24 protein-coding genes are annotated in these 26406 nt (G+C 63.9%); 9 read left to right on the forward strand and 15 right to left on the reverse strand.

Annotation, left to right across the window (positions count from 1 at the left end; all coding sequences use genetic code 11):
- Window positions 1-96 precede the first annotated feature (96 nt).
- The 4 genes from FJ948_RS23065 to argH form a co-directional block, all read right to left on the reverse strand.
- Entirely contained in the window at window positions 97-1038 is a 942-nt protein-coding gene (locus tag FJ948_RS23065) for a threonine/serine dehydratase (protein WP_140708458.1), read from the reverse strand.
- Window positions 1039-1066: 28 nt separating this feature from the next.
- Window positions 1067-2335, reverse strand: coding sequence for a diaminopimelate decarboxylase (lysA, locus tag FJ948_RS23070; protein WP_140708460.1), 1269 nt, complete (start codon window positions 2333-2335; stop codon window positions 1067-1069).
- Between the two features lie 27 nt (window positions 2336-2362).
- Window positions 2363-2569 (reverse strand): hypothetical protein, encoded by a 207-nt coding sequence (locus FJ948_RS23075; protein WP_140708462.1) that lies wholly within the window; start codon window positions 2567-2569, stop codon window positions 2363-2365.
- A 115-nt stretch (window positions 2570-2684) separates the two neighbouring features.
- Window positions 2685-4085 (reverse strand): argininosuccinate lyase, encoded by a 1401-nt coding sequence (gene argH / locus FJ948_RS23080; protein ID WP_140708464.1) that lies wholly within the window; start codon window positions 4083-4085, stop codon window positions 2685-2687.
- 35 nt (window positions 4086-4120) lie between these two features.
- On the opposite strand from argH, the gene FJ948_RS23085 reads away from it, so the two are divergent.
- Entirely contained in the window at window positions 4121-4801 is a 681-nt protein-coding gene (locus FJ948_RS23085) for a TlpA disulfide reductase family protein (RefSeq protein WP_140708466.1), read from the forward strand.
- 54 nt (window positions 4802-4855) lie between these two features.
- On the opposite strand, the gene FJ948_RS23090 is transcribed toward FJ948_RS23085, so the two are convergent.
- On the reverse strand, window positions 4856-7306 hold the full coding sequence (locus tag FJ948_RS23090) for an EAL domain-containing protein (protein WP_140708468.1): 2451 nt from the start codon (window positions 7304-7306) through the stop codon (window positions 4856-4858).
- Window positions 7307-7799: 493 nt separating this feature from the next.
- Between FJ948_RS23090 and FJ948_RS23095 the strand changes: the two genes are divergently transcribed.
- From FJ948_RS23095 to FJ948_RS23110, 4 genes are all read left to right on the forward strand, one after another.
- On the forward strand, window positions 7800-9152 hold the full coding sequence (locus FJ948_RS23095) for an extracellular solute-binding protein (protein WP_140708470.1): 1353 nt from the start codon (window positions 7800-7802) through the stop codon (window positions 9150-9152).
- A gap of 106 nt (window positions 9153-9258) precedes the next feature.
- Window positions 9259-10143: a sugar ABC transporter permease gene (locus FJ948_RS23100; protein ID WP_140708472.1), complete on the forward strand. Its 885-nt coding sequence runs from the start codon at window positions 9259-9261 to the stop codon at window positions 10141-10143.
- A gap of 7 nt (window positions 10144-10150) precedes the next feature.
- The gene (locus FJ948_RS23105; RefSeq protein ID WP_140708474.1) at window positions 10151-11065 is read left to right on the forward strand and encodes an ABC transporter permease subunit; all 915 of its coding nucleotides are present in this window, start codon (window positions 10151-10153) and stop codon (window positions 11063-11065) included.
- A 15-nt stretch (window positions 11066-11080) separates the two neighbouring features.
- Window positions 11081-12181 carry a sn-glycerol-3-phosphate import ATP-binding protein UgpC gene (locus tag FJ948_RS23110; RefSeq protein WP_140708476.1) on the forward strand — a complete coding sequence of 367 codons (1101 nt, stop codon included), beginning with the start codon at window positions 11081-11083 and terminating at the stop codon, window positions 12179-12181.
- 97 nt (window positions 12182-12278) lie between these two features.
- Here FJ948_RS23110 and FJ948_RS23115 read toward each other — a convergent pair whose 3' ends face one another.
- From FJ948_RS23115 to FJ948_RS23125, 3 genes are all read right to left on the reverse strand, one after another.
- Window positions 12279-13361 carry an ABC transporter ATP-binding protein gene (locus FJ948_RS23115; RefSeq protein WP_140708478.1) on the reverse strand — a complete coding sequence of 361 codons (1083 nt, stop codon included), beginning with the start codon at window positions 13359-13361 and terminating at the stop codon, window positions 12279-12281.
- Window positions 13358-14938, reverse strand: a complete 1581-nt coding sequence (locus FJ948_RS23120) for an iron ABC transporter permease (protein WP_181173782.1) — start codon at window positions 14936-14938, stop codon at window positions 13358-13360. Before FJ948_RS23120 ends, FJ948_RS23115 begins: the two co-directional genes overlap by 4 nt.
- Before the next feature lie 162 nt (window positions 14939-15100).
- Complete coding sequence (locus tag FJ948_RS23125; protein WP_140708482.1) at window positions 15101-16108, reverse strand: iron ABC transporter substrate-binding protein; 1008 nt, start codon at window positions 16106-16108, stop codon at window positions 15101-15103.
- 272 nt (window positions 16109-16380) lie between these two features.
- Between FJ948_RS23125 and FJ948_RS23130 the strand changes: the two genes are divergently transcribed.
- The 3 genes from FJ948_RS23130 to FJ948_RS23140 all read left to right on the forward strand — a co-directional run bounded on the left by FJ948_RS23130 (window position 16381) and on the right by FJ948_RS23140 (window position 19694).
- A complete protein-coding gene (locus FJ948_RS23130) occupies window positions 16381-16917 on the forward strand; it encodes a sigma-70 family RNA polymerase sigma factor (protein WP_140708484.1) in 537 nt (178 codons plus the stop codon).
- Window position 16918: 1 nt separating this feature from the next.
- Window positions 16919-17557, forward strand: coding sequence for an NrsF family protein (locus FJ948_RS23135; RefSeq protein ID WP_140708486.1), 639 nt, complete (start codon window positions 16919-16921; stop codon window positions 17555-17557).
- Window positions 17558-17774: 217 nt separating this feature from the next.
- The gene (locus FJ948_RS23140) at window positions 17775-19694 is read left to right on the forward strand and encodes a PAS domain S-box protein (protein ID WP_246677588.1); all 1920 of its coding nucleotides are present in this window, start codon (window positions 17775-17777) and stop codon (window positions 19692-19694) included.
- Between the two features lie 64 nt (window positions 19695-19758).
- On the opposite strand, the gene FJ948_RS23145 is transcribed toward FJ948_RS23140, so the two are convergent.
- The 7 genes from FJ948_RS23145 to FJ948_RS23175 all read right to left on the reverse strand — a co-directional run bounded on the left by FJ948_RS23145 (window position 19759) and on the right by FJ948_RS23175 (window position 25313).
- Window positions 19759-20637, reverse strand: a complete 879-nt coding sequence (locus FJ948_RS23145; RefSeq protein ID WP_140708488.1) for a 3-hydroxybutyryl-CoA dehydrogenase — start codon at window positions 20635-20637, stop codon at window positions 19759-19761.
- Window positions 20638-20850: 213 nt separating this feature from the next.
- Complete coding sequence (locus tag FJ948_RS23150; protein ID WP_140708490.1) at window positions 20851-21780, reverse strand: electron transfer flavoprotein subunit alpha/FixB family protein; 930 nt, start codon at window positions 21778-21780, stop codon at window positions 20851-20853.
- 23 nt (window positions 21781-21803) lie between these two features.
- Window positions 21804-22553 carry an electron transfer flavoprotein subunit beta/FixA family protein gene (locus FJ948_RS23155; RefSeq protein WP_140708491.1) on the reverse strand — a complete coding sequence of 250 codons (750 nt, stop codon included), beginning with the start codon at window positions 22551-22553 and terminating at the stop codon, window positions 21804-21806.
- A 235-nt stretch (window positions 22554-22788) separates the two neighbouring features.
- Window positions 22789-23589, reverse strand: coding sequence for a rhomboid family intramembrane serine protease (locus tag FJ948_RS23160; protein ID WP_140708493.1), 801 nt, complete (start codon window positions 23587-23589; stop codon window positions 22789-22791).
- A gap of 33 nt (window positions 23590-23622) precedes the next feature.
- A complete protein-coding gene (locus FJ948_RS23165) occupies window positions 23623-24204 on the reverse strand; it encodes a cob(I)yrinic acid a,c-diamide adenosyltransferase (protein ID WP_140708495.1) in 582 nt (193 codons plus the stop codon).
- Window positions 24205-24228: 24 nt separating this feature from the next.
- Window positions 24229-24420 carry a twin transmembrane helix small protein gene (locus tag FJ948_RS23170; protein WP_140708497.1) on the reverse strand — a complete coding sequence of 64 codons (192 nt, stop codon included), beginning with the start codon at window positions 24418-24420 and terminating at the stop codon, window positions 24229-24231.
- A 26-nt stretch (window positions 24421-24446) separates the two neighbouring features.
- Window positions 24447-25313, reverse strand: a complete 867-nt coding sequence (locus FJ948_RS23175; RefSeq protein WP_140708499.1) for an SDR family oxidoreductase — start codon at window positions 25311-25313, stop codon at window positions 24447-24449.
- Window positions 25314-25372: 59 nt separating this feature from the next.
- Here FJ948_RS23175 and FJ948_RS23180 point away from each other — a divergent pair, with 59 nt between their 5' ends.
- Window positions 25373-26224 carry a YihY/virulence factor BrkB family protein gene (locus FJ948_RS23180; RefSeq protein ID WP_027031240.1) on the forward strand — a complete coding sequence of 284 codons (852 nt, stop codon included), beginning with the start codon at window positions 25373-25375 and terminating at the stop codon, window positions 26222-26224.
- Window positions 26225-26406 lie beyond the last annotated feature (182 nt).

Consider the following 26406-nt stretch of genomic DNA (forward strand, 5'->3'; position numbering starts at 1 on the left):
CAGGATAGCCCAAGCCCCGCGACTCGAAGAATACCAGCAAACACGGCAAAGGCGAGGCGGTTTGAAAAAACGTGAAGCCGGCCGCAATGGTTGCGATCAGAAATTGGCGGGGTTTGCGTTGGCGCCGCAGACCAGAACGGCCACCCGTTCGCCCGGCGCCGGCGCGTAGCGGCCGGACAGGATCGCGGCGAAGGCCGCGGCACCACCCGGCTCCGAGATGATGCGCACGCGGTTCCAGAGCGCCTTCTGGGCGGCGATGATGTCGTCGTCGCTGACCAGGATGGAGCGTTCCACGAAGGCCTCGGCGATCGGGAACATCATTTCGCCGACGCGCTTTGGCGCCAGCGAATCGGCGGCGATGCCTTCGGCCGGCGCGTCGACAGGATGGCCGGCCTCGAAGGCGCGATGAAGCGTCGGCGCGCCCTCGGGTTCGATGGCGACGATGCGGATGCGGCCCGCATACCAGGCGGCGATGCCGCCGATCAGGCCGCCGCCGCCGACGGCGACCAGCAGCGTGTCGATCTCAGGCAGGTCGTTCTCGATCTCGAGCCCAAGCGTGCCCTGGCCGACCAGCGTTTCCTGCTGGTTGAAGGCGTGGATCTGCAAGGCTCCGGTTTCCTCGGCGAAACGCTCGCTGGCGGCCAGCGCCTCGGCATAGCGGGCGCCGCCGACGACGAGGTCGGCGCCATAGCCGCGAATGCGGTCCAGCTTGGCCTGCGGGCTCACTTCAGGAACGAAGATGGTCGCCTTATGGCCAAGCCGCATGGCGGCATAGGCGACGGCGGCGCCATGATTGCCGCCAGACGCGGCGACGACGCCGGCCTCGGGAACCGGCCGCTCCAGGAGATTGGTGAAGGCGCCGCGCGCCTTGAACGAGCCGGAATGCTGCAGGCATTCGAGCTTGAGATCGACCGCCAGAGGCGGGCGGTCGAAATCGGCCATGTCGACGCGCAGCACCGGCGTGTGCCTGATATAGGGGCGGATGCGCGGTTCCATCGCGGCAATGATCTCGCGTGTGACCGGGCTGCTCTGCGGCATGACTTTCTCCTCGTGTAGAGATACCGGCTTATGCCAGCCAGTCTGGCATCGAATCCAGCCCGATCAAATCGTCATAGGTCAGCCGCGGACGCACGATATGGAAACGGTCGCCGTCGACCAGCACCTCGGGTACCAGCAGGCGGGTGTTGTAGGTGCCGGCCTGGACCGCGCCATAGGCACCGGCGGTGGAAACGGCGACGAGATCGCCGGCCTTCAGTCTCGGCAGGTCGCGGTCGAGGCCGAGATAGTCCCCGGTCTCGCAGACCTGGCCGACCACATCGACCATCATGCGCGGCGTGTCGGCCGGTGGCTGGACGACCGGCCTGATCTCGTGGAAGGCATCGTAGAGCGTCGGCCGGATCAGGTCGTTCATGGCGGCGTCGACGACGAGGAAGTTCTTGGCGTCGCCCTCCTTCACGAAAATGACTTCCGAGACCAGGATGCCGGCATTGCCGACGATCAGCCGGCCCGGCTCGAACATCACCTTCATACCCAGCTTGGTGACATGCTTGCGCACGATCTGCGCATAGGCGTCGGGCAAGGGGGGCGGGTTGTTGTCGACGCGGTAGGGTATACCGAGGCCGCCGCCGAGATCGACATGGTCGATGGCATGGCCGTCGGCGCGCAACGCACCGACCAGGTCGACCAGCAAGGCAAAAGCGTCGTCGAAAGGCTGCAGTTCCGTGATCTGGCTGCCGATATGGGTGTCGATGCCGGTGACCTTGATACCCGGGAGCGTTGCCGCACGGGCATAGACCTGGCGCGCCCGCTGCCACGGAATGCCGAACTTGTTCTCGGCCTTGCCGGTTGAGATCTTCTTGTGGGTCCTGGCGTCGACATCGGGATTGATGCGCAGCGACACCGGCGCCACCTTGCCGAGCGTCGAGGCGCGGGCCGACAGGAGTTCGAGTTCCGGCTCGGATTCGACGTTGAAGCAGAGGATGCCGGCCTCGAGCGCGAAGTCCATTTCGCGCGCCGTCTTGCCGACACCCGAGAACAGGATCTTGCCGGCTGGGACGCCGGCGGCCAGTGCCCGGCGCAATTCGCCTTCCGAGACCACGTCGGCGCCGGCGCCAAGCTTGGCCAGGGTGCGCAGCACCGCCTGGTTGGAATTGGCCTTCATGGCGTAGCAGACCAGCGTGTCGAGACCGGCAAAGGCCTTGGTGAAGACACGGTAGTGCCTGGTCAGGGTCGCCGTCGAATAGCAGTAGAACGGCGTGCCGACCTGCGCGGCGATATCAGGGATTGCCACGTCCTCGGCATGCAGCACGCCGTCGCGGTAGTCGAAATGGTTCACGAGAGTGGTTCCGGAAGTTGGCGGGCGCTAGATCAGCGGGTCGAGGATGAACTTCTTGTCCACGACCGGTTTTTCCGGTTCCGGCGGCACCGGCTGGTGGGCCTTTTCGGCGTCCTTGCGCGCTTGGACGGCAGCCTCGTAGGGGGTGTCGAGACCAGCCTTGCGGCCGCAGGCGGTCACAGCGGCCATCGCAGCCAGAAGCGTCAGCGTCACCAAAATCCTGCTTCCGGTCATCGATCCATCCGTCCGAAACTTTTGCCAGCCGCCGCTTTTAGCCGAGTTCTCGGCGTATTGCACCCCGGAATTGCTGGTCGCAATATCCAGATATTGCTTGTCGTAATATCCGGCATTACGCCTTGGCGATACGCTTTTTCCAGGCGCGAATCTGCTTCCTCACTTCCGACGGCGCGGTGCCGCCGAAGCTTGTGCGGCTCTTGACCGAATTCTGCACCGCCAGCACCGAGAAAATGTCTGGTGTGATGCCGGGGTTGATCGATTGGAGATCCTCCAGCGAAAGCTTCTCCAGGCTCACCCTCTTGTCTTCGGCCAGCGCCACCGCGCGGCCGGTGACATGATGCGCCTCGCGGAACGGCAGGCCGAGCGTGCGCACCAGCCAATCGGCGAGGTCGGTGGCGGTGGCGTGGCCGGAGCCGGCGGCCTTCTTCATCGCCGCCGCATTGACCGTCATGTCCGAGACCATGCCGGTCGTCGCGGCCAGCATCAGGTCGAGCGTCTCGGCGGCGTCGAAGACCGATTCCTTGTCTTCCTGCATATCCTTGCCATAGGTCAAAGGCATGCCCTTCATCACCGTCAGCAGGCCGACCAGATGGCCGTTGACGCGGCCGGTCTTGCCGCGCACCAGTTCGGCGGCGTCCGGGTTCTTCTTCTGCGGCATGATCGAGGAGCCGGTGGAAAAACTATCCGACAGCCTGATGAAGCCGAATTGCGGCGTCGACCAGATGATGATTTCCTCGGCCAGCCGCGACAGGTGCGTGGCGCAGATCGCGGCCATGGCGAGGAATTCCAGCGCGAAATCGCGGTCGGAGACGCTGTCCAGCGAATTGCGCATCGGCTCGCGGAAGCCAAGCGCCTTGGCGGTCGCATGACGGTCGATCGGGAAGCTGGTGCCGGCGAGGGCGGCAGCACCCAGCGGGCTCTCGTCCATCCGTTCGATGGCGTCCCGGACGCGCGAGAGGTCGCGCGAAAACATCTCGACATAGGCCATGCAATGATGGCCGAAAGTTACCGGCTGCGCCGCCTGCATATGGGTGAAGCCCGGCATCACGGTCGCCGCATGTTCCTCGGCCCGTTCCAGCAGGGCCTGGATCAGCCCTTTCAGGGCTTCGGCGACGCGAAAGCACTCGTCCTTGACCCAGAGCCTCAGATCGACAGCCACCTGGTCGTTGCGCGAGCGGGCGGTGTGAAGCCGGCCGGCAGAAGGACCGATCAGGTCGGCGAGGCGGGCCTCGACATTCATGTGGATGTCTTCCAGCTTCGTCGAAAACTCGAAGCTGCCGGCTTCGATCTCTTTCAGGATCGTGTTCAGCCCGTGCGCGATTTTTTCTTGATCGGCCGCCGAAATAATGCCCGTTTGCGCCAGCATCTCGCTATGGGCGATCGAGCCTCTTATGTCCTGGGCATAGAGTTTGCGGTCGAACGAGATCGACGCGTTGATGGCTTCCATGATCGCGGCCGGACCCGAGGCAAATCGTCCGCCCCACATCTGGTTGCTGGTCTTCTTGTCGCTCATGGCTATAACCCGTGCTTCGGAGCAGTTTTGAGAAAATGGCAGACGGAAACAGATTTTTCCCGGCCCCGCGCCTGATCCTCGCCGCTTTGGTGGCGGGAGCGCTGGCCGGCGCGGTCGCGGTATATGTCAGCGAGAGCCGGTCTGGCAACAACGCACCGGCCCAGGCGGCCGCCGGCGAGAGCAAGGACGATGTCGCCTGCACCGCCAAGAGCGAGCGCGCCAAAAAGGTCGCGGCCGCGGCCACCGGTGAGGTCGCGGCGCTTTTGCCGGCCGACCCGCCGCAGTCGATGCGAAGCCTTGCCTTCAACGGTCCGGACGGCAAGCCGATGACGATCGCCGATCATGCCGGCAAGACGGTGCTGCTCAATCTCTGGGCGACATGGTGCGCGCCATGCCGTGCCGAAATGCCGGCGCTCGATGCGCTGCAGAAGGAGAAAGGCAGCGACGCCTTTCAGGTCGTCGCCGTCAATGTCGATGCCGGCGACGACGTGAAGCCGAAGAAGTTTCTCGCCGATACCGGTGTGCATACGCTCGGCTACTACCGGGATTCGACGATGACGCTGTTCAACGAGCTCAAGACGCGCGGGCTGGCGCTCGGCCTGCCCGTCACCATGCTCATCGACGGCGAGGGCTGCCTGATCGCCCATATGAACGGCCCGGCCGAATGGTCGGGGCCGGACGCCAAGCGGCTGGTCGAGACGGCGCTCGGATCGTAAACCCAAGCAAATGCAGGACACGCAAATGGAAAAGCGCGTAGCGCTTTCCCCAGGCTAGGCCGAGCGCACCTTTGGGTTGAGCAGCACGAGGCCGCCATCCTGACGGCCAACAGGCACCGGAGTGCGCTTGCCGTGGCCGGTCAGGTCGTCGAACGCCTCGATCGGCGCCGGCTTGCCGAGATAGTAGCCCTGGCCGATCTCACAAGCCTCGGCGTCCAGGAACTTCAACTCGCCAAGCGTCTCGACGCCTTCGGCCAGGACCGGCAGGCCAAGGCCGCGCCCCAGCCCAAGCACCGCGCGCACGATCGCCGCGACCTGGCCGTTCGTGTCGACCGCCTTGATGAAGGAGGCGTCGATCTTGATCTTGTCGAAGGGAAAGGCGCGCAGGTTGGAGAGGGAGGAATAGCCGGTCCCGAAATCATCCATGGCCACGCGCACGCCGAGCGACTTGACCTGGCGCAAGGTTGCCAGCGCACGCGGCATGTCCTTCACCAGCGCGGTCTCGGTGATCTCGAGTTCCAGTCTGGTCGGGGCAAGGCCCGTCTTCATCAAGGTCTCGTGGACCTTGCGGCTGAAATTGGGATTGTGGAGCTGGACCGCGGAGACGTTGACAGCGACCGTCAGCGGGTTTTCCCAGCGCGCGGCTTCCTCGCAGGCCGCTTCGAGCACCCAATCGCCGATCTGGCCGATCGCACCGCTGTCCTCGGCCACCGGGATGAAAATGGCCGGGGAAACCTCGCCGCGCTCAGGATGGCGCCAGCGGATCAGGGCCTCGAAGCCAACCATCCTGCCGCTGCTGATCTCCTTCTGCGGCTGGTAGACGAGGTAGAATTCACCGCGCACGACGGCCTGGCGCAATTCATGTTCCATCACGCGCTTGTCGCGGGCCTCGGCGCCCATCGAGGCCTCGAAATAGCGATAGGTGTCCCTGCCTTCGGTCTTGGCCCGGTAGAGTGCCGTATCGGCATGGCTGATCAGGCTCGTCTGGTCCTCGGCATCGAGCGGATAGACCGCGATGCCGATGCTGGCCGAGACCAGACCGCCGCCGACAGCTGCCCGGTTTTCCTCGCGCATGGCGGCAAGCACCGCATTGGCGATGCGGCCCGCCGCCTGCGGGTCCGGGAGGTTGGGGGCGATGATGGCGAATTCGTCGCCGCCCAGGCGTGCAAGCATCTGACCGTGGCGCAAAACACCGGACGCGCAGCTTGCCACCTTCTGCAACATGGCATCGCCCGCGCCGTGGCCGTAGAGGTCGTTCACCTCCTTGAAGCGGTCGAGGTCGAGCAGCAGAAGCGCAAGATGCCGGCCTTTGGCGCTCGCGTCGTTGGTCGCGACACGGTTCATGGAGGCGATTTCGGCTTCGAGACGGCTGGAGAAGGAGCGGCGATTGGCAAGGCCCGTCAGCGGATCGAAATGGGCAAGGCGAAGGATTTCCTCTTCGGCCTTCCTGCGTTCGCGTATGTCGCGCACGGCGATGACGTTGTGCGGCTTGCCGCAATAGTCGATGCTCCTGGCGATCAATTCGACGGGAATTCTGGTCCCATCGCGGCCCCTCAGCTCCGCCTCCCGCGGCTGGCCCTCCAGACTGGTCGCGTCGAATGCGGCGCGTTCGTCGAAAAGTTCGCCCAGTTCCATACCGTTCAGCGTCGTTGCCGGCGTGCCGGTCAGCTTGCCCATGCTGTCATTGGCGCTGACGATGCGGCTGCCGTCGCAGACGATCAGGCCTTCCACGGCCGCATTGGCCAGGCCGTGCATGCGGTCGACCTCGAGTTTCTGGCGCCGGAAGCGCAGATCGATCCACAGCGCCGATGCCGACAGCACCAGGATCACCAGCGTGGCGGCCGCGGCCGCGAAAGCCTGCGACGTCGGCTCGATCGTGTATTCGGATATGACGATAGAGGAATCGGGATAGATCGAGACCGCACCCATGCCGATGAAATGCAAGGTGCAGATCGCCAGTGTCAGCAATACGGCGCCGGCCGATGTGGCCGACAGGGAGGGGCGGCGCAGAACGACGTGCAGCGCCATTGCCGCAAGCGTCGCGCCGGCCAGCAAGGACACGGCGACAAGCAGCAGGTTCCATTCGATCCGGCCCTGGACCTCGAACGCCGCCATGCCGACATAGTGCATGGCTGCGATGCCGCCACCCAGAACGGCGCCGCCGACGAGATGGTAATCGATCTCGTCCCGCAAGGTGGCGATCCACATGCCAGCCGCCGTCAGTGCGACCGAGGCGGCGAGCGAGAGCACGGAAAGCCCCGGATCGTAGGCGCTGGGGATGCCCGGCGTGAAGGCAAGCATGGCGATGAAATGCGTGGCCCAGATTCCGAACCCGGTCGACGTCGCCGATATCATCAGCCAGACCAACCGGTGGCGGTCCGTCGAGCGGCTGATGTGGTGAAGCAGGTTCACAGCGGAAAAACAGGAAATCCCGCAAATCAGCGCGGCGAGTACGACCAGTCTCAAGTCGTGCTGGTTCACGATGCAATTATAGACCGTCAACACCTTATTTCCCCCTAGCCCACAGGAAATAAAAAAGGAAATATGACTGATTAAGGCTTGGCCGTTGAGGATCGATAAAGCCGCCTGCAACCACAGCGTGCCCTCCTGGGGCAGAATGGCCGCTGGCTTTGAGTGCCGGGAGGGGCTGGCCGCGAGGCGGCGCGTGAGACCCGTGCCGCGGATATATGGCGCAGTCGCGAGGGCCGCCGCGCATCGCCTGCCTATCGGCGATGGGCATGTGCGTCGGCTGCCGCATCAGCGTTTCATCGTTCTTTAGCCGGATAACCATGACGACCTTTACGTCCTTGACAGCCGCCCTAGCTAGCTAAGGCGCCGGCGTGACGTTTTCATGCCGGGGCCACCGCCGAGGGGGAGGAAAGACCAACTGGCAGAAGGCCCGGGAGGCCACAACAGAACTGTCACATACCTTCTCTAAGAGAGCGGGCAAGGACTTGCGCAAGACCCTTGTCAACAGTCATTCAAGAGGGAAGAAACCATGACGATCATCAAGCGGGGCCTCGCTGCCCTTGCCGCAGGCGCGCTCAGCACCGCGCTGGCGATTCCTGCCTTCGCGGAGCCGGTAAAATTCGATTTCTGGTTCGGCCTTTCGGGCGACCTCGCCCGCGTCGTCGACACGCTGTGCAAGAACTTCAACGCCTCGCAGATGGACTATGAAGTCGTTTGCACCAGCCAGGGCAATTACGACGCCACGCTACAGAACACCATCGCCGCCTTCCGCGCCGGCAAGCAGCCCGCCGTCGTTCAGGTCTATGACGTCGGCACCGCCACAATGATGCTGTCGGGCGCCTACAAGCCCGCCGACAAGCTGATGGAAGAAAACGGCTACAAGATCGACTACGCCGACTATTTCCCCGGCATTGCCCGTTACTACGCGACCTCGAAGGGCGAGATGCTGTCCTTCCCGTTCAATTCCTCGACCCCGCTGATGTACTGGAACAAGGACGCCTTCGCCAAGATCGGCAAGACCGAGGCGCCGAAGACCTGGGAAGATGTCGGCGCCGACCTCAAGGCGTTGAAGGACGCCGGCTACGAGTGCCCGATGGCGATCAACATCTCCGCCAACGAAAGCTGGCAGATCATGGAGCAGTTCTCGGCCATCCACAACCAGCCGATCGCGACCAAGAACAACGGCTATGACGGCCTCGACGCGCGTCTGGAAGTCAACAAGACCAAATTCGTCCAGTACGTCACCGATCTCAAGAAGTGGTATGACGCCGGCCTGATCAAGATCAAGTCCAAGGATCTCGGCCAGGACATGGTCCAGGCCTTCGCGACCGGCACCTGCCAGGTGATCATGACCTCGGTCGGCGATCACGGCACGGTTGGCAAGACGCAGAAGGAAGGGATGAACTGGGATGTCGCCGAACTTCCGGTCTATGCCGGAACCGAGCGTAAGAACTCGCTGGTCGGTGGCGCTTCCCTGTGGGTGCTCTCCGGCAAGTCGGACGCCGAATACAAGGGCGCGGCCGCGTTCCTCAACTTCATCCACGACCCCAAGACCGCCCTGTTCTGGTCGACCAACACCGGTTACATCCCGGTCACCAAGTCGGGCTTCGAATACCTGAAGTCCCAGGGTTTCTACGACAAGGCTCCCTATAAGGGCCGCGAAACCGCGATCGCCAGCCTGACCGCATCCGAGCCGACCGAAATCACCCGCGGCGTGCGTCTGGGCAACTTCACCCAGATCCGCGCCGAGTTCGGCACGCAGATGCAGGCGATCTTCGCCAACAAGGTCAGCGTCCAGGAAGGCCTCGACACGCTGGTCAAGAATGGCGACGCCATCCTCGACCGCTTCCAGCAGACCTATCCGGGCAAGACGCTGCCCTGATCGCGAAGCTTATACCGAGGCCGCCCGGCGAGATTCGACGGGCGGCCGTTTCATGTATTAATCTCATCTTGCTCTAGGCTGGCCGTTCCGCGGCCTCGGCGGACCGATGGAAAAACGCGTTACCTTCAGCAGATCGACGATCGGTATCTTGTTCGCGGTGCCGCAGTTGTTGCTGATCTTCACCTTCTTCTACTGGCCGGCCGGCCAGGCGGTGTACTGGTCGCTGACGCTGCAGCAACCCTGGGGTGGCGGCAACATCTGGGTCGGTCTCGACAATTTCCGCTCGATCCTGTCCAACGCCGACTACTGGAACTCGATCACCGCCAGCCTGATTTTCGCGGCCATCAGCACCGGCCTGGCGATGGTCATCGCTCTGGTGCTAGCCGCCCTGACCGATCGGCAGCTTGCCGGCTCGTGGCTGTATCGCGTGGTGCTTATCTGGCCTTATGGCATCGCCGCTCCGGCGCTGGCGCTGGCGTTTCGTTTTATCCTGGCGCCGGAAGCCGGCTTCATGGCCGTCGTCAACCGGGTCTGGCCCGGCTTCTGGGATCCAGGCCTCGACGGCGCAGATGCAATGGCCTCGATCATCGTTGCCTTTTCCTGGAAATATGTCGGCTACAACTTCATCTTCTTCCTCGCCGCCTTCCAGGCCATCCCGCGCTCATTGATGGAGGCGGCGGCGATGGACGGCTCCGGTGTCCTCAGGCGGTTCTGGGATATCCAGTTCCCGCTGATCACGCCGACGATCTTCTTCCTGCTCGTCATCAACATCACCGAGAGCTTCCAGGACTCCTTCGGCATCGTCGACATCATGACATCAGGCGGACCCGCGAATGCGACCAATCTGATGGTGTACAAGATCTACTCCGACGGGTTCAAAGGCCTCGACTATTCGGGCGCGGCCGCACAGAGCATCATCCTGATGGTACTCATCGTCGCCCTCACCATCGTCCAGTTCCGCTTCATCGAGCGGCGCGTGCATTACAGGTGATATTGACATGGTCGAGCGCACCCCGTTCCTCAACTTCTTCACCCATCTGATCCTGTTCGCCGGCTTCGTTTTCTGTGTCGCGCCCTTCGCCATCGTGGCGATCGCCGCGTCGCACAATCTCAAGGACGTCAACGATGTGCCGATGTCGCTGTTGCCGGGCAGTGACTTCTGGGTCAACATCAAGACGGCCTGGGTGACGGCCGATCTCGGTCCCAAGCTGCTCAACAGCTTCATCATGGCGTTCGGCGTCGCGGCGGGGAAAGTGATCATCTCGGCGCTCACTGCCTTCTCGCTCGTGTACTTCCGCTATCCTGGCCGCATGCTGATCTTCTGGCTGATCTTCATCACCCTGATGCTGCCGCTCGAAGTGCGCATCGTGCCGACCTACGCGGTGGTTGCCAACGTGCTCGAGCCCTATCAGACGATTCTGGACCTGACCGGGCTTTCCTGGCTGATCGAGAAAGTATCGGGGGTGCGGGTCTCGATGAGCCTGGGGCTGCTCAATTCCTATAGCGGCCTGATCCTGCCGCTTGTCGCCACCGCCACCGGAACCTTCCTCTATCGCCAGTTCTTCCTGACCGTGCCGGACGAATTGACCGAGGCCGCGCGCATGGACGGTGCCGGCCCGCTGCGGTTCTTCATCGACGTGCTGCTGCCGCTGTCGCGCAACAACATGGCCGCGCTCGGAACCATCATGTTCCTGTGGGCCTGGAATCAATATCTGTGGCCGCTGCTGATCACCACCGACCAGTCGCATGCGATGGCGGTGACCGAGCTCAAGCAACTGATCCCCAATGTCGGTGGCGCCCCGGAATGGCACATTGCCATGGCCGGAACGCTCATCATCATGGTGCCGCCGATGATTGTCGTGGTCTTGATGCAGCGCTGGTTCGTGCGCGGCCTGATCGCCACCGAGAAATAGCAGGGAGACAGAAAAATGGCCTCCATCACAATACGCGGCGTCAAGAAGAACTACGCCAAGACGCAGGTCGTGCATGGCGTCGATCTCGACTTCGCCTCTGGCGAATTCGTCGTCATCCTGGGGCCGTCCGGCTGCGGCAAGTCCACCTTGCTGCGCATGATCGCCGGGCTGGAGGAGATTTCCGACGGCACGATCGCCATCGACGGCACCGTCGTCAACAAGCTCGAGCCGCGCGAGCGCGGCTGCGCCATGGTGTTCCAGAACTACGCGCTCTATCCGCATATGAGCGTGGCGCAGAACATCGGCTATTCACTGAAGGTATCAGGCGTTCCCTCGGCGGAGCGCAACCAGCGCATCCAGGCGGTGGCCCGCACGCTGGAACTCGAGCATTTGCTCGACCGCAAGCCGATGGCGCTTTCCGGTGGCCAGCGGCAGCGCGTCGCCATGGGCCGCGCCATGATCCGCGAGCCGAAAGTCTTCCTGTTCGACGAGCCGCTTTCCAATCTCGACGCCAAGCTGCGCGTGCAGATGCGCTCGGAGATCCGCAAGCTGCACCGCCGGCTGAACGCCACCTCCGTCTTCGTCACCCACGACCAGGTCGAGGCGATGACGCTCGCCGACCGGCTGGTGGTGATGAATGGCGGACGCGTCGAGCAGGTCGGCACGCCAGGTGAGATCTACACCCGCCCGGCCAGCCGCTTCGTCGCCACCTTCGTCGGCGCGCCGGCGATGAACATCCTTGAAGGCACTGTCGAACTCGACGGGCTGTCGCTGCTCGGCGGCAGCCGGCGCCTGGCGATGGCTCGCGCCGGCCTGCCGGTCGGCACCAAGGTTGCGATGGGCATCAGGCCGGAAGCCGTCCGGCTGGTGGCGCCGGGAACGCCGGGCGCGCTCGATGCCTCTGTCGATCTGGTCGAGGAACTGGGCGCGGGGCGGGTGATCTATGTCGACCTCGACGGCGCGCCGTTCTCGGTGATGACCTCGGAGGCCATGCACCCCGAGCCGGGCAGCACCGTCGGCCTGAAGATCTCGCCAGACGACATGCACTTCTTCTCGTCGGAGACGGGTACCCGTCTCGATGTGTTCAAGACTTCAGTGCCCGAGCCGGCGCTTTGATTTTCTAGCTAGCCTCGTTGAGCAGTGGCCGCTCTACGCGGCCGAATCCGAAAAACGCGTCTCGCCATCGCAGCCCGGGTGCGGCACCGTCAGATCTTCAGGCGAAGACGTGCGCCTTGCCCGACACGGTCAGCCGCACGATCTCGCCGACCGCCGGCGCGTCCATGCCGGATTTGCGCAGGATCAGCGGCGTGCCGCCGATCGCGGCGGCGTCCGGCGGATCGGCATTGTTCAGAAGCCGCACCGCGATCGTGCATGTCGAGCCGGCGAATTCGCATTCCGTCACCTCGCCGAACAACATGTCGGGCGTGCCGGACATGCCCTCGCGCGAAGTGCGTTTGAGCCCGATCTGCTCCGGCCGCAGCATGATGCGGGCGATATCGCGGCTGTCGGCCGTGTCGACGGCGATGCGGCCGAGCGGCGAGTTGGCGAAGCCGCCCGAAATGCTCGCCGGCAGGATGATGGCATCGCCGAGGAATTCGGCGATCATCCTGTCCTTTGGCTTGAGATAAAGTTCGCGCGGCGTGCCGACCTGGGAAAATCTTCCATCGCGCATCACCGCCACCTGGCTGGCGAAGGACAATGCCTCCGCCTGGTCGTGCGTGACCAGGATGGTGGTGATGCCGGCCGCCTCCAGAAGTTCGGCCACCGCCTTGCGCATCGAGGCGCGCAGGCCGGTGTCGAGTGCCGAGAACGGCTCGTCGAGCAGCATCAGCCTGGGCTTCATCGCCATGGCGCGGGCCAGCGCCACGCGCTGCTGCTGGCCGCCGGACAGTTCGTGCGGACGACGTTTTAGGATCGCCTTGTCCAGGCCCACGATATAGGCGAGTTCGACGATGCGCTCGGCGCGCTTGTCGTCGTTCCGTCCCATGCCGAAGCCGATATTGTCCGAGATGGTCAGATGCGGGAACAGGGCGCCGTCCTGCGCCACCACGCCGATGCCGCGGCGATGCGCCGGGACGGCGGCGCCGCCATTGGCCAGCACCTGCCCGTCGAGCACGATGCGGCCCTGGTCCGGCGCCTCGAAGCCGGCGATCAGCCGCAGCAAGGTCGTCTTGCCGCAGCCGGAAGGTCCAACGATGGCCGTGCGGCTGCCGCTGGCGACGTTCAGGTCAACGCCGGCAAGGGCCGCGACCGGGCCATAATGCTTGTGCAGATTGCCGAGTTCCAAAAAGCTCATCGTCCGGCCATCCGCTTCGACTGGACATAGAGCAGCCAGGTCAGGGGCAGCGACATCGCCACCATGATGAAGGCGTAAGGGGCCGCCGAGGCATAATCGATCTCGCCGCTGTAGGACCAGAATGCCATGGCCAGCGTGCGGGTGCCGTTCGGCGCCAGCATCTGGGTCGCGGTCAATTCGTTCATGATGCCCAGCGCCACCAGCGCCATGCCGGCCGCCGCGCCCGGCGCCGAGAGGCGGATTGTCGTTGACCACAGCGCGTTGAGGGGATGCCGGCCGAGGCTCGACGCGGCGCGTTCGAGTTCGACCGGTGCCTGGGCGATGGACGCGCGCAGGCTGACCAGAGCACGCGGCAGGAACATCAGCGCATAAGCGACAAGGATGGTGAACAGGGTCTGGTAGAGCGGCAGCGCGATGCGCACGGTGATGGTGACCAGTGCCAGCGCGATGACGACACCCGGCAGCGAGCCGACGATATAGTTGCAGCCCTCGAGCAGGCGCTGCAACGGTCCGGGCGCGCGGATCGATATCCAGGCCATCGGCATCGCCGCGACGGTGGCAAGCAGCGCACCGGCGAGTGACAGGAACAGCGTCTGGCCTAGCGCCAGGCCGATTTCATCGAAGCGCCAGACGTCGGCTCCGCCGGCGGCGAGCCAGCGTCCGATGGTCACGAACGGAACGCCGAGCGCCAGCACCGTGGTGACGACAAGCAACAGCAGGCTGGGCAGGGTGGCGCGGCCGAGGCTGATCCGCCGCTGATACCGCGCGGCGCCGGAGCCGACGCGGGCATAACGTTCCTCGCCGCGCACCAGCACTTCGAGGCCGAGAAGAATGAAGCAGCATGTCACCAGCACGCCGGCCAGCATGTTGGCGGCCGGGCCGTTGAAGGTCGACTGGAACTGGTCGACGATCGCGGTCGTGAAGGTGTCGAAGCGGATGAAGACGTAGAGACCGTATTCGGCCAGCAGGTGCAGTCCGACCAGCAACGAGCCGCCGCATATCGCTAACCTGAGCTGCGGCAACACGACACGCCAGAACACGCGCCAGGGTCCGAGACCAAGGGCCGCCGCGGCGTCCTCCAAGGCAGGATCGAGGCGACGAAGTGCCGCCGAAACCGGCAGATAGAGAAAAGGAAAATAAGCAATGACGGAGACCAGTACGCCGGCCCACAGACCGTGCAGCCCCGGCACCAGGGTGATCCAGGCATAGGAATGCACGAAAGCCGGAATGGCGAGCGGCGCCACGCAGAGCCAGGACCAGAACCGGGCACCGGGCAGGTCGCTGCGCTCGGTCAGCCAGGCCAGCGTCACCGACAGGAGGATGGCGATGGGCACGGAAAGCAGCACCAGCAGTCCGGTGTTGACCAGGAGTTCGCCGACGCGCGGCCGGAAGACAAGGGCCGAGACGGTCTCCCAGCCGGTCTGCACCGCGATCCAGATGATGAAGGCGAGCGGCACCAGGGCGAGCAGAGAGACTGACATGGCCGCGATGACAATCCACGGCGCGACCCGACGACGTGCCCGTCGGCGTATTTTCGGCGACAGGTCCGTGCGCGCAAAGTCTACCGCGGACTGCATCACGCGAGACGCCAGGCCGTTGCTGCCGCCGCAGCGGCAATCGAGCGGCCGCGATCGTGGCCGGACAGGGAGCATGTCGTCATCGACAGGTCTCAAAAACAAAACGCTCCCGCGGGATTACCGCGGGAGCACGGTCGGTGTCCTTATTAGGACGAAAGCCAACTAAAGCAAGCCAGCTGCCGTCATCAGGTCGGTGACCTTCTTGGAGTTCAGCGTCGCGGCGTCGACCTTCGGCGCCTGCAGATCGGCCAGCGGCACCAGCTTCGAATTGGACTGCGCGTCCTTGCCGACCGCGTATTCGAAGGAGGTTCCGTCCTTCAGCACGTCCTGGCCACCCTTGGCGGTCACCCATTTCAGGAAAGCCTGGGCCTCCTTCTGGTGCTTGCTCGAGGCGAGCACGCCACCGCCGGAGACCGATACGAAGGCGCCCGGATCCTGGTTCTTGAAATAATGCAGCGCCACGTTCTTGGAGTTCTCGCCGGTCTTGGCCTGATCGCCGAAATAGTAATAGTGGTAGATCACACCGCCCTCGATCTCGCCGGCATTGACCGCCTTCATGACGGTGCTGTTGCCCTTATAGGCGGTGAAGTTCTCCTTCATCGCCTTCAACCAGTCGGCCGTGGCGGCCTCGCCCTTGAGCTGCAGCAGGGCGCTGACGATCGCCTGGAAATCGGCGCCCGAAGGCGAGGCGGCCCAGCGGCCCTTCCAGCTCGGATCGGCAAGGTCGAGCAGCGACTTGGGCAACTGGTCTTCCTTCAACTTGTCCTTGTTGTAGGCAAAGACGGTGCTGCGCGCGGCCACGCCCACCCACTTGCCGCTCGACGGCTGGTAGTCCTGCGGAACCTGGGCCAGCGTCCCGGCATCGACCGGCGCGAACAGGCCCGCGGCTTCGACCAGCGCCATGGCCGGCGAATTCTCGGTCAGGAAGACGTCGGCGGGCGAGGAGGCGCTTTCCGCGACGATCTGGTTGGAGAAGTCGCTGTCGCCGCCATTGCGCAAGGTGACCTTGATGCCGGTTTCCTTGGTGAACCCCTCAGCCCATTCCTTGGCCAGGCTTTCATGCTGGGCGTTATAGACGATAATGCCGGCATCTTCGGCCGTCGCCGGACCGGCGGTGAGGCTGATTGCAAGCGCCGCTACGCTGGCCAGGGCAAGAAAAGGGGATTTCATAAGGGACTCCTCGGGTTGCCCGCATTGCGGGTGCGTCCGAGTAGCAATTCATGAATGGGTTAGTCAAGATTGAAAGGTGCTTGGCTCCATCACGGTTTCGCGTGTCGGAGGCCGATGGCATCGCCCGATCTGGGAACCAGAGGATCCGTCAGAGAATTTCGTGGCCCATCCCGCAAACTTTCGTGATTTGCCCGTAGATTGGCTTGGACATTATTTCGCCGGCCACGTAACAAATCAGTGCCGAGGCGCGAAGATCGGGGGAGTGAACTCTTGTGAGCGGCAAGGACGAGGCCGAGCTTTCCCGGCTGATGCGGGCCGCGATCGCGGGAGATGAAAAGGCCTATGCCGATTTTCTCCACCGGATTGCCGCGCTGATCCGCGGCTTTGTCCGGCGCAAGATCGTGCAGGGCGGAGTCGATCCCGAGGATGTCGTGCAGGAAACCTTGCTGGCCATTCATGTGAAACGACATACCTGGCGCCAGGACGCGCCGGTGTTGCCCTGGGTCTATGCGATTGCCCGTTTCAAGCTGATCGACGCATTCCGGCGGCGCGGACGGCGCATCGAGATCGATGTCGACGACATCGCCGAGACTTTCGCCGAGCCGGAGACCGAGACGGTCAGCGAGCGCGACGTCCACCGGGCGCTCGACACCTTGCCGCCGGCGCAGCGTTCGGTGGTCTCGGCCATATCGGTCGAGGGCCACTCGATCGGGGAGACGGCGGCCAAGTTCGGCATCAGCGAAACAGCGGTGCGGGTGTCGCTGCACCGCGGACTTGCCGCGATAGCCAAGCGGTTTGGACGGCAGTGACATGAGAACCGAAGATCTCATCAAGGCACTCGACGCCGATATCAGTAGCAAGGCGATGCCGCTGCGTTCGGCCTGGTGGCTGGCGGCTGGTATGGCCGTTGTGGTCGCTGCCGCGGTCTTCTGGATGACCATCGGTCCGCGCCCCGATTTCATGGCGGCCGCGCATACGATGCGCTTCCTCGCAAAGTTCGTTTTCACCATAGTGCTCGCCGCCAGCGCCTTCGCTTTTATACGCGTCCTGTCGACGCCTGGCGCCTCGACGGCGCGGGCCTTGGCCTGGATGGCCGCGGCGCCCCTGCTGGTGGCTGTTGCGGTGGCTCTTGAGCTGTTCATGGTGCCGCAGGCGCTGTGGGGCACGCGCATGGTCGGCTCCAACATGATGATCTGCATGGGGTTCATCCCGCTGATCGGCATCGGCCCGCTGGCCATCTTCCTGTGGATGCTGCGCTATGGCGCGCCGACACGGCCGGTTCTTGCCGGAACGGTCGCCGGGCTGCTCGCCGGCGGGCTGGCGGCGACCTTCTATGCCGCGCACTGCTTCGACGACTCGCCGCTTTTCGTTGCCACCTGGTACACGATCGCCATCGCGGCACTCGCTTTGCTAGGCGCGCTCGGCGGGCGGTTTTTCGTGCGCTGGTAGCGCCAGCCCGGGATCATACGCCGTGCACACCGATCCTTAATCATGCCGGCAATTGTTTGCCGGTTTCCCATATCGCCGGTACCTCGGGCGCAACCTTTCCTTAAAATCGATCCTTCAGGGTTTTAACGGGAAAAAGCGATTGCCCACGGGGGTGGCATAAATCGTGAGATTACGAGCACTCATCAGGCCTCACAGACATGCGGCGCTGGCCTTGGCCGTGGCCGGTCTTGCCGTGGCGGCGGCCTCGATCATGTTGCCGAGGCTGGACTTTGGCGCACAGGCGCTCGAGCTCTGCCTTCAGGTGTCATGCGCATTGACGGCCGGCGCGCTTATGCTCGCGGCCCTGTTCATCGCGCGCATCCCCGGCGACCGCCGGCAGGTTGCCGAGAACGAACAGCGGTTCCGCCGGGTCATGGAGGACTCGGCCATCGGCATCGCCATCGTCAGCCTCGACGGGCGTATACTGCAGACAAACCCCGCGTTCGCCGCCATGCTCGGCTACAGCCGCGAGGAGATAGAGGCGCTGACCTTCTTCCAGATCACGCATCCCGACGATCTGGAGATCGGACGCGAAACGATGGCCGGCCTGAAGGCCGGCACCGTCGATGCTTTCCATTTCGAGAAGCGTTATCTCAAAAAGGACGGTACACCCGTCTGGGCCCAACTTGCCGGCTCCGCCATTCGCGATGAGAAGAACGGACACCCGCTCTATCTCGTCTCGCAGATCGAGGATATCGACGCGCGCAAGCAGGCCGAGGCACGCATCGCCGAGGCCGAAACGCGCTGGAATTTCGCGCTGGCCGGCGCCGGTCAGGGTGTCTGGGACCTCGACATACGCAAGGGAGGCACCACCTATTCCTCCACCTGGGTCAAGATGCTCGGTTTCGAGGACGGCGAGCTGGATGGCGACCCCGACCGCTGGCTGACGATGATCCATCCGGACGACCGCGCTGCCGTCGCGGAGGCCGATCGCGCCCATCTCGAGGGCGAGACGGAATTCTTCGAGGCCGAGTTCAGGATGCGCCACAAGGATGGCCGCTGGATCTGGATCCTCGACCGCGGCAAGGCTATCGAGCGTGACGCGGATGGGCAACTGATCAGAGCGATCGGCAGCTTGACCGACATCACCCGACGCAAGCAGGCCGAAGAACGGCTCACCGTCTCGGCGGCGCTGCTGGCCGACGAGAAGGAGCGGCTGAAGGTGACGCTGCAATCGATCGGCGACGCCGTCATCTGCACCGATGCCGCGAACCGCGTCACCTTCATGAATCCGGTGGCCGAGAAGCTGACCGGCGTTTGTGGCGACGAGGCACTCGGCAAGACGCTCGGTCATGTCTATTGGGCTGTCGACGAGGAGACGGGGCAGCGCATAGGCGTGGCGCGCACATCGATCGGCGCCGGGGCGCCCTCCGACCAGAACAGCCGTGCGGTGCTGATCCGGCGCGACGACACGCGCTGCAGCATCCGCCAGGTGGTGTCGCCGATCGTGAACGAGCGCGGCGAATTCTGCGGCCTGGTCATCGTGTTCCAGGACTTCACCGATGCGCGCGCCCTGCAGCGGCAGCTCGCCCATGCCGCCGCGCATGACGCGCTGACCGGGCTGGCCAATCGTTCGAGCTTCATCCGCATCATGGAGGACCTTGTCGGCCAGGCGCGCAAGGACGGCACGACGGCAGGCGGCGGCCATCAGTTCATGTTCATCGACCTCGACCATTTCAAGCTGGTCAACGACACGGGCGGCCACGCCGCCGGAGATGCCTTGCTGAAGCGGGTCGCCGAGGCCGTGCGCGGCGTACTTGGTCCCGAAGACATCGTCGCGCGTCTGGGCGGCGACGAATTCGCGGTCATCCTGAAATCCGGCTCGACGGCCGGCGCCCGGATCGCGGCACGCTCCATCATCGATGCGATAGCCGGCCTGAACTTCACCTGGGATGGCCGGCCGCACGTGATCGGCGCCAGTATCGGACTTGCGGCGATCAATGCCGATTGCGGCGAAGCCGACGAGATCATCGCAAGGGCCGACACCGCTTGCTACGCGGCCAAGGCCGCCGGCCGCGGATGCGTTTGCGTGGCGCCGGACGGCAGGATCACCGACGACCGGTCAGAACCGCCTGAGCCGCTCGCCGCGGCCTCGTGAGGGGCAATCACGTCAGCACGGTTCACCGGCTGACGGAAACGCCGAACCCTGTGCTGAGACCCCGTCAGCGCGTCGGAACGGGGTGCTCGCCGCGATAGTCGTAGAAGCCGCGCCCGGTCTTGCGGCCAAGCCAGCCGGCCTCGACATATTTGACCAGCAGCGGGCAGGGACGGTACTTCGAATCCGACAGGCCGTCATGCAGCACCTGCATGATCGACAGGCAGGTGTCGAGGCCGATGAAATCGGCAAGCTGCAGCGGCCCCATCGGATGGTTGGCGCCAAGCCGCATGGCGGTGTCGATGGCATCCACCGAGCCGACCCCCTCATAGAGGGTGTAGATCGCCTCGTTGATCATCGGCAGCAGGATGCGGTTGACGATGAAGGCCGGGAAATCCTCCGAGACCGTGATCGTCTTGTCGAGCTGCTTCACATAGGTCTTGGCGGCTTCGAAGGTCTGATCCTCGGTGGCGATGCCGCGTACCAGCTCGACCAGCTTCATCACCGGCACCGGGTTCATGAAATGTATGCCGATGAAACGCTCCGGCCGGTCGGTCTGCGCGGCGAGCCGCGTGATCGAGATCGACGAGGTGTTGGTTGCCAGTATGGCTTCGGGATTGAGCTGCGGACAGAGCTGCGCGTAGATCTTGCGCTTGACGGTCTCGTCCTCGGTCGCCGCCTCGATCACCAGATCGGCGCCTGCCAGATCGGCCATCGTGGGCGCGGAGGCAATGCGTGCCATCGCCTGGTTGCGTAGCTTCTCGTCGAGCTTGCCGGACCCCACCTGACGGGCCATGTTGCCACTGATGGTGGCAATGCCCTTCTCGATGCGGTCGGGTGATATATCGTAGATCAGGACCTTGTAGCCCGAAAGCGCGGAGACGTGGGCGATGCCGCCGCCCATCTGGCCCGCACCAATGATGCCGATCGTCTCGATCTTGCTCATTACCCGATCCCGTCCGGAGCGTTTTTCGCTGGAAAAGCGAACCGCCCCATCTCTTTTGTTTTCCTGCAATTCCCGGCGCAAAAACCCCTGCGCACTGCTGCTGGAATTGCTTTAAGCCTTTTGTGGCCTGCTTATTGTGCGGTGCAAACTAAAAGGGCGGGGCGACTTCGTCTACCCCACCCCTCGCAATTTAATACGGTTTGCTCGGAAGCGTCAAAGCGCCTTCTGCAACTCCGGCAGGATGACGAAGAGATCGCCGACGAGACCGTAGTCGGCGACCTGGAAGATTGGTGCCTCCTCGTCCTTGTTGATGGCAACGATGACCTTGGAATCCTTCATGCCGGCAAGGTGCTGGATGGCGCCGGAAATGCCGACCGCGATGTAGAGATCGGGAGCGACGACCTTGCCGGTCTGGCCGACCTGCCAGTCGTTCGGCGCATAGCCGGCATCGACGGCGGCGCGCGAGGCGCCGACCGCGGCACCGAGCTTGTCGGCGACCGGCAGGATGACCTCCTGGAACTTTTCGGAAGAGCCAAGTGCACGGCCACCCGAAATGATGATCTTGGCCGAGGTCAGTTCGGGACGATCGGTCTCCGAGAGCTTGTTCTCGACGAAGGTGGACAGGCCAGGATTGGCCGCCGCCTGGACGGTCTCGACCGAGGCCGAGCCGCCCTCGGGCGCCGCCTGGAAGGAAGCCGTGCGCACGGTGATCACCTTCTTGGTGTCGGTCGACTGGACGGTCTGGATGGCATTGCCGGCATAGATCGGGCGCTTGAAGGTGTCAGGCGACACCACTTCGATGATCTCGGAGACCTGCGCGACATCGAGCAGGGCCGCGACGCGCGGCGCGACGTTCTTGCCGGCTGATGTCGCCGGGGCGATGATGGTGTCGTAGGCGCCGGCCAGCGAGACGACCAGTGCCGCCGTCGGCTCGGCGAGACGCTCGGCCAGTTCGTCAGCGTCGGCGAGCAGCACCTTGCCGACGCCCTTCAGCTTGGCGGCGGCGTCGGCGGCGGCCTTGGCGCCCTTGCCGGCCACCAGCACATGCACGTCCGAGCCGATCTGGAGCGCCGCCGACAGCGCCTTGGCGGTCTGGTCGGAAAGGGTGGCGTTGTCGTGTTCGGCGATGAGGAGAATTGCCATATGTCTGTTCCTTTCCCGATCGCTTACAAAACGCCGGCTTCGTTCTTCAGCTTGTCGACCAGTTCGGCGACGCTCTTGACCTTGACGCCCGCCTTGCGGCCGCTCGGCTCCTCGGTCTTGATGACCTTCAGGCGCGGCTTGACGTCGGCGCCGTAGTCGGCGGGCGTCTTCTCGTCGAGCGGCTTCTTCTTGGCCTTCATGATGTTGGGCAGCGAGGCATAGCGCGGCTGGTTGAGGCGAAGGTCGGCGGTGACGATCACCGGCATCTTCAAGTCTACCGTCTGCAAGCCGCCGTCGACTTCGCGCGTCACCTTGGCATGGTCACCCTCGAGCACGACCTTGGACGCGAAGGTGCCCTGCGCCCAGCCAAGCAGCGCGGCCAGCATCTGGCCGGTCTGGTTCGAGTCGTCGTCGATCGCCTGCTTGCCCAGGATGACGAGGCCAGGCTGTTCGGCGTCGACGACGCCCTTCAGCACCTTGGCGACGCCCAGCGGCTCGGTCTGTTCATCGGTCTTGACCAGGATGGCCCGGTCGGCGCCCATGGCGAGCGCGGTGCGCAGGGTTTCCTGTGCCTGCTGCGGACCGATCGACACGACGATGATCTCTTCGGCCTTGCCGGCTTCCTTGATCCGGATCGCTTCCTCGACCGCGATCTCGTCGAACGGGTTCATCGCCATCTTGACGTTGGCCAACTCCACCGCCGAACCATCGGCCTTCACGCGCACCTTGACGTTCGCGTCCACAACCCGCTTCACGGGCACAAGGATCTTCATTTGCCTGTCACCTCTTCACGCTAGTTGGGCGCGCTATAGCAGCCTGCGCTCGCTCTGAGTTGTCGAAAGCCGACATTCCTGACTGAATTCCGGCCAGACGGAATTCTGGCAGGATGGAAATTCTGGCCTTTGCCCATCGTGGACCGCTCCTTAACAGCCTTTGGGCTCGGACGGAGACGTTTCCGTAGTTGGGGCAACCCTTGACGTCAATACGCAGAAAGCGGCTCAAATCGGTTCAGTTTGGGCCAGAAGGGTTTCCTCGGCCCCAGCGCGTCGTGGTGGCCGACGGTTCGGACGCGGCTGGTTCAGCGGCAACCGGCGGCTGGTCCGGCGTGGGAACCACGGTGTCCTCGTCGGCAGGGGCAAACAGCGGCACGCCGCGGCTGCGTAGGACCAGCACCAGAACCGCGCCGGCGATGATGCCGCCGATATGGCAGGCCCAGGAGATCTGATCCTCGCCGCCGGCCGCGAACATGACGACCTGGAACGCCACCCACAGGATGAGCGGGATGAAGGCCGGAATGCGCAAGGGGATGCGGGCAAAGGCCAGCACCCACACCTTCACCCTGGGATAGAGAATGAGGTAGGCGACGACCACGCCGGCAATGGCGCCTGAGGCGCCGATCAGCGGAACTTGCGAATCCCAGGCGACGAGCCCCTGGAAGGCGGCTCCGGCGACGGCGCACAGAAGATAGAAGATCAGGTAGCGGATATGGCCGAGCGCGTCCTCGACATTGTCGCCGAACACCCAGAGGAACAGCATGTTGCCGCCGAGATGGAAAATATCGGCATGCAGGAACGAGTAGGTCAGGTAGCTCAGGCTCTCGGGGATGATGACAAAGCGAGGGTCGAGTTCGGCCGTGTCGTGAACGACGGAGGGGATGAAGCCGAGGCCGAGCACGGCGGCGTTGGTAAAATTCTCGCCGCCGAGCGCTGTTGCGCAATAGACCACGGCGTTGGCGACGATCAGGCCGATCGTCACATATTGCAGCCTGATGTGGCGCAGCCTGTTGGTGTCGTAAAGCGGGATGAACATCGGTCGCTGGTCCCCTCCCGCTTTCCGGTTCGTTCAGCGGTTCTTGCCGGGCACCCATAGCACGTCGGCATTTCCATTGTCATTGACCGCCCGGGCGGCGACAAACAGGAAATCCGAGACGCGGTTGATGTATTTCAGCCCGTCGCGGTTGACGTGTTCGGTAGGGTCCTGGGCCAGGGCGACCATCAGCCGCTCGGCGCGCCGCGCCACCGTACGGGCGAGATGCAGGGCGGCGGCGGCCGGTGTGCCGCCGTTCAGCACGAAGGATTTGAGCGGCCGCAGATCCTTGTTGAGGAGGTCGATGTCCTTCTCGACGCGGTCGGTCTGCGCCGGCGTGATCCGCAGCGGCTCGTAACCGAGCGGCTTGCCGTCATCGGGCACGGCGAGATCGGCGCCGAGGTCGAAAAGATCGTTCTGGATGCGCGACAGCATGGCGTCGATCGCCGGATGGCCGTCCGCCGTGTGGATCCGGGCCAGGCCGATACAGGCATTGGCTTCGTCGACCGTGCCGTAGGCGTCCACCCTGAGGTCGGATTTCAGCCGCCGCTCGCCGGTGCCGAGGCCCGTGGTGCCGTCATCGCCGGTGCGGGTGTAGATCTTGTTGAGCTTGACCACGTCGTCTCCCCGCTGCCGACATCCTCACTTGCGGGTGAAATACACGGCCAGCAGGATCAGCACCAGCGCCACGGCCTGCAGCATGACGCGTGCCTGCATCAGCTTGTTGGAGGTGATGCCCGAACCGCCGCGCATCATGTTGATGAGGCCCCGGACCAGCACGATCACCACGGCGGCCATAACCAGAATGGCGAGGATGTTGAAGACGGTTGCCATTTTTGCGTTTCCAGTTGTTTTCGCGTTCAGGCGCGTTTGGCCATCAGGCGGTAGAGTATCGATGCCGGCAGGATGCGTTTGAGCGCAGCGCCGATCCTGGCCGGCACTGTTACCACATAGTGCGGACGCGGGCGCCGCGACAGAAGTGCATGGCGCAGAACCTTGTAGACCACCTCAGGCCCGGGTTTCAGCACCGACTGGCTGCCGCCGGCGCGCAACCGCTCCAGTTGCGCAGCATAGTCGGCGCTGTGCACGGAATTCTCGATGTCGATGTTTTTCATGAACCAGGGCAGGCCGTTGCTGGCGATCCTGGATTTTACCGGCCCCGGCTCGATCAGTGAAACATGGACGCCGCTGCCGGCCAGTTCCTGGCGCTGGCAGAGCATCAGAGCTTCGAGCGCATGCTTGGACGCCGAATAGGCGCCGCGAAAGCGCACCGGCACCAGACCAAGGATCGAGGAGCAATGGACGAGGCGGCCATAACCCTGGCGGCGCATCACCGGAACCAGCCGGCGGGTCAGGTCGTGCCAGCCGAAGAAATTGGCCTCGAACTGCTCCTTGAGCGCCGCAACGGACAGATCCTCGACGGCGCCGGCCTGCGCATAGGCACCGTTGTTGAACAGTGCGTCGAGCCTGCCGCCGGTGCGGTCGAGCACCGCCGCCACCAGGGCGGCGATGCAATCCGGTTCGCTATAGTCAAGGTAAAAAGCCTCGATGCCGTCCGCTTCGAGCGCGGCAATGTCTTGCGGCTTGCGCGCCGTCGCGAACACCCGCCAGCCTTCGGCCTTCAAAGCACGGGCGCAATAGGCGCCGATGCCGGAAGAAGCACCGGTGACGATGATGGCGCGCAACTCTGCTGCTTGCGAATTCGTGGTTTGACGAAGGGTTGCCATTTGCCGCATTCCCTTCCCATATTCGCGGCGTCGAGACAATCGAAGGGGAGCGCGCGTTCTTGCTGCGGAATATTGTCGCCCTGCGCCGCGTGCTCTACGACGCGCTCGGCCATTTCAACACCGATGACGGCTGGGCGATGGCCAGCCATCTGGCGATCACCTCGCTGATGGCGCTGTTTCCGTTCCTGATCTTCGCCACGACGCTGGGCAGCTTCCTCGGCGCCCAGGCCTTCGCCGACACGGCCGTGCATCTGGTCTTCGACACCTGGCCGGACCAGATCGCCAAGCCGATCGCGCATGAGGTGCTCAACGTGCTGACCGTCAGGCGCACCGACCTGTTGACCTACGGCGTGCTGCTTGCCGCCTACTTTGCCTCGAACGGCATTGAGGCGCTGCGCACATCGCTCAACCGTGCCTATCGGGTCACGGAGACGCGCGGCATCATTTATCGCCGGGTGCAGAGCATCTTTTTCGTGCTGATCGCGACCGCGGGGTTCCTGGCGATCAGCGTGCTCCTGGTGTTCGCGCCGTTGCTGGCGCGGCTGGCGGAAGCCCATTTCGAGTGGATCAAACCCTATACCGGCACGATCACTTTGTGGCGCTACGTCATTGCCTCGACCGTCATCATCGGCGGCCTGTTTGCCGTCCATTACTGGCTGCCGGCCGGCAAGCGCCGTTTCGTCTCGCTGGTGCCGGGCATCATCTTCACGCTGGCGGCATGGCTGATCGGCTCGACGATGTTTGCCACCTATCTCGACCATTTCTCGTCCTATGTGACGACCTATGCCGGCCTCGCCTCGATCATGATCGCGGTGGTCTTTCTCTACATCGTCTCGGCGATCTTCATCCTCGGCGGCGAGCTCAATGCCGCAATCAGCCGGTATCTGGAGGCGCGTGCGCGGGTTGGATGACCGGCCGAATTGAGGAATTGGAGAATTGGAGAACTGGAGAACTGGAGAACTGGAGAACTGGAGAAATTAGGAATTGCACGCCGGCACCAGATGGCTGCAATTCCTCAATTCCTCAATTCCTCAATTCCTCAATTCCTCAATTCCTCAATTCCTCAATTCCTCAATTCCTCAATTCCTCAATT

The organism is Mesorhizobium sp. B2-3-12 (assembly GCF_006442205.1).
Taxonomy (GTDB): Bacteria; Pseudomonadota; Alphaproteobacteria; order Rhizobiales; family Rhizobiaceae; genus Mesorhizobium.

Excerpts from the sequence above, each read along its gene's own strand:
- argH (WP_140708464.1), bottom strand. The coding sequence starts at position 4,085 with ATGAGCGACAAGAAGACCAGCAACCAGATGTGGGGCGGACGATTTGCC.
- FJ948_RS23075 (WP_140708462.1), bottom strand. The coding sequence starts at position 2,569 with ATGACCGGAAGCAGGATTTTGGTGACGCTGACGCTTCTGGCTGCGATG.
- FJ948_RS23145 (WP_140708488.1), bottom strand. The coding sequence starts at position 20,637 with ATGAGCAAGATCGAGACGATCGGCATCATTGGTGCGGGCCAGATGGGC.
- FJ948_RS23155 (WP_140708491.1), bottom strand. The coding sequence starts at position 22,553 with ATGAAGATCCTTGTGCCCGTGAAGCGGGTTGTGGACGCGAACGTCAAG.
- FJ948_RS23120 (WP_181173782.1), bottom strand. The coding sequence starts at position 14,938 with ATGCAGTCCGCGGTAGACTTTGCGCGCACGGACCTGTCGCCGAAAATA.
- FJ948_RS23175 (WP_140708499.1), bottom strand. The coding sequence starts at position 25,313 with ATGGCAACCCTTCGTCAAACCACGAATTCGCAAGCAGCAGAGTTGCGC.
- FJ948_RS23065 (WP_140708458.1), bottom strand. The coding sequence starts at position 1,038 with ATGCCGCAGAGCAGCCCGGTCACACGCGAGATCATTGCCGCGATGGAA.
- FJ948_RS23110 (WP_140708476.1), top strand. The coding sequence starts at position 11,081 with ATGGCCTCCATCACAATACGCGGCGTCAAGAAGAACTACGCCAAGACG.
- FJ948_RS23095 (WP_140708470.1), top strand. The coding sequence starts at position 7,800 with ATGACGATCATCAAGCGGGGCCTCGCTGCCCTTGCCGCAGGCGCGCTC.
- FJ948_RS23160 (WP_140708493.1), bottom strand. The coding sequence starts at position 23,589 with ATGTTCATCCCGCTTTACGACACCAACAGGCTGCGCCACATCAGGCTG.
- FJ948_RS23135 (WP_140708486.1), top strand. The coding sequence starts at position 16,919 with ATGAGAACCGAAGATCTCATCAAGGCACTCGACGCCGATATCAGTAGC.
- FJ948_RS23170 (WP_140708497.1), bottom strand. The coding sequence starts at position 24,420 with ATGGCAACCGTCTTCAACATCCTCGCCATTCTGGTTATGGCCGCCGTG.
- FJ948_RS23125 (WP_140708482.1), bottom strand. The coding sequence starts at position 16,108 with ATGAAATCCCCTTTTCTTGCCCTGGCCAGCGTAGCGGCGCTTGCAATC.
- FJ948_RS23085 (WP_140708466.1), top strand. The coding sequence starts at position 4,121 with ATGGCAGACGGAAACAGATTTTTCCCGGCCCCGCGCCTGATCCTCGCC.
- FJ948_RS23150 (WP_140708490.1), bottom strand. The coding sequence starts at position 21,780 with ATGGCAATTCTCCTCATCGCCGAACACGACAACGCCACCCTTTCCGAC.
- FJ948_RS23115 (WP_140708478.1), bottom strand. The coding sequence starts at position 13,361 with ATGAGCTTTTTGGAACTCGGCAATCTGCACAAGCATTATGGCCCGGTC.
- FJ948_RS23100 (WP_140708472.1), top strand. The coding sequence starts at position 9,259 with ATGGAAAAACGCGTTACCTTCAGCAGATCGACGATCGGTATCTTGTTC.
- FJ948_RS23105 (WP_140708474.1), top strand. The coding sequence starts at position 10,151 with ATGGTCGAGCGCACCCCGTTCCTCAACTTCTTCACCCATCTGATCCTG.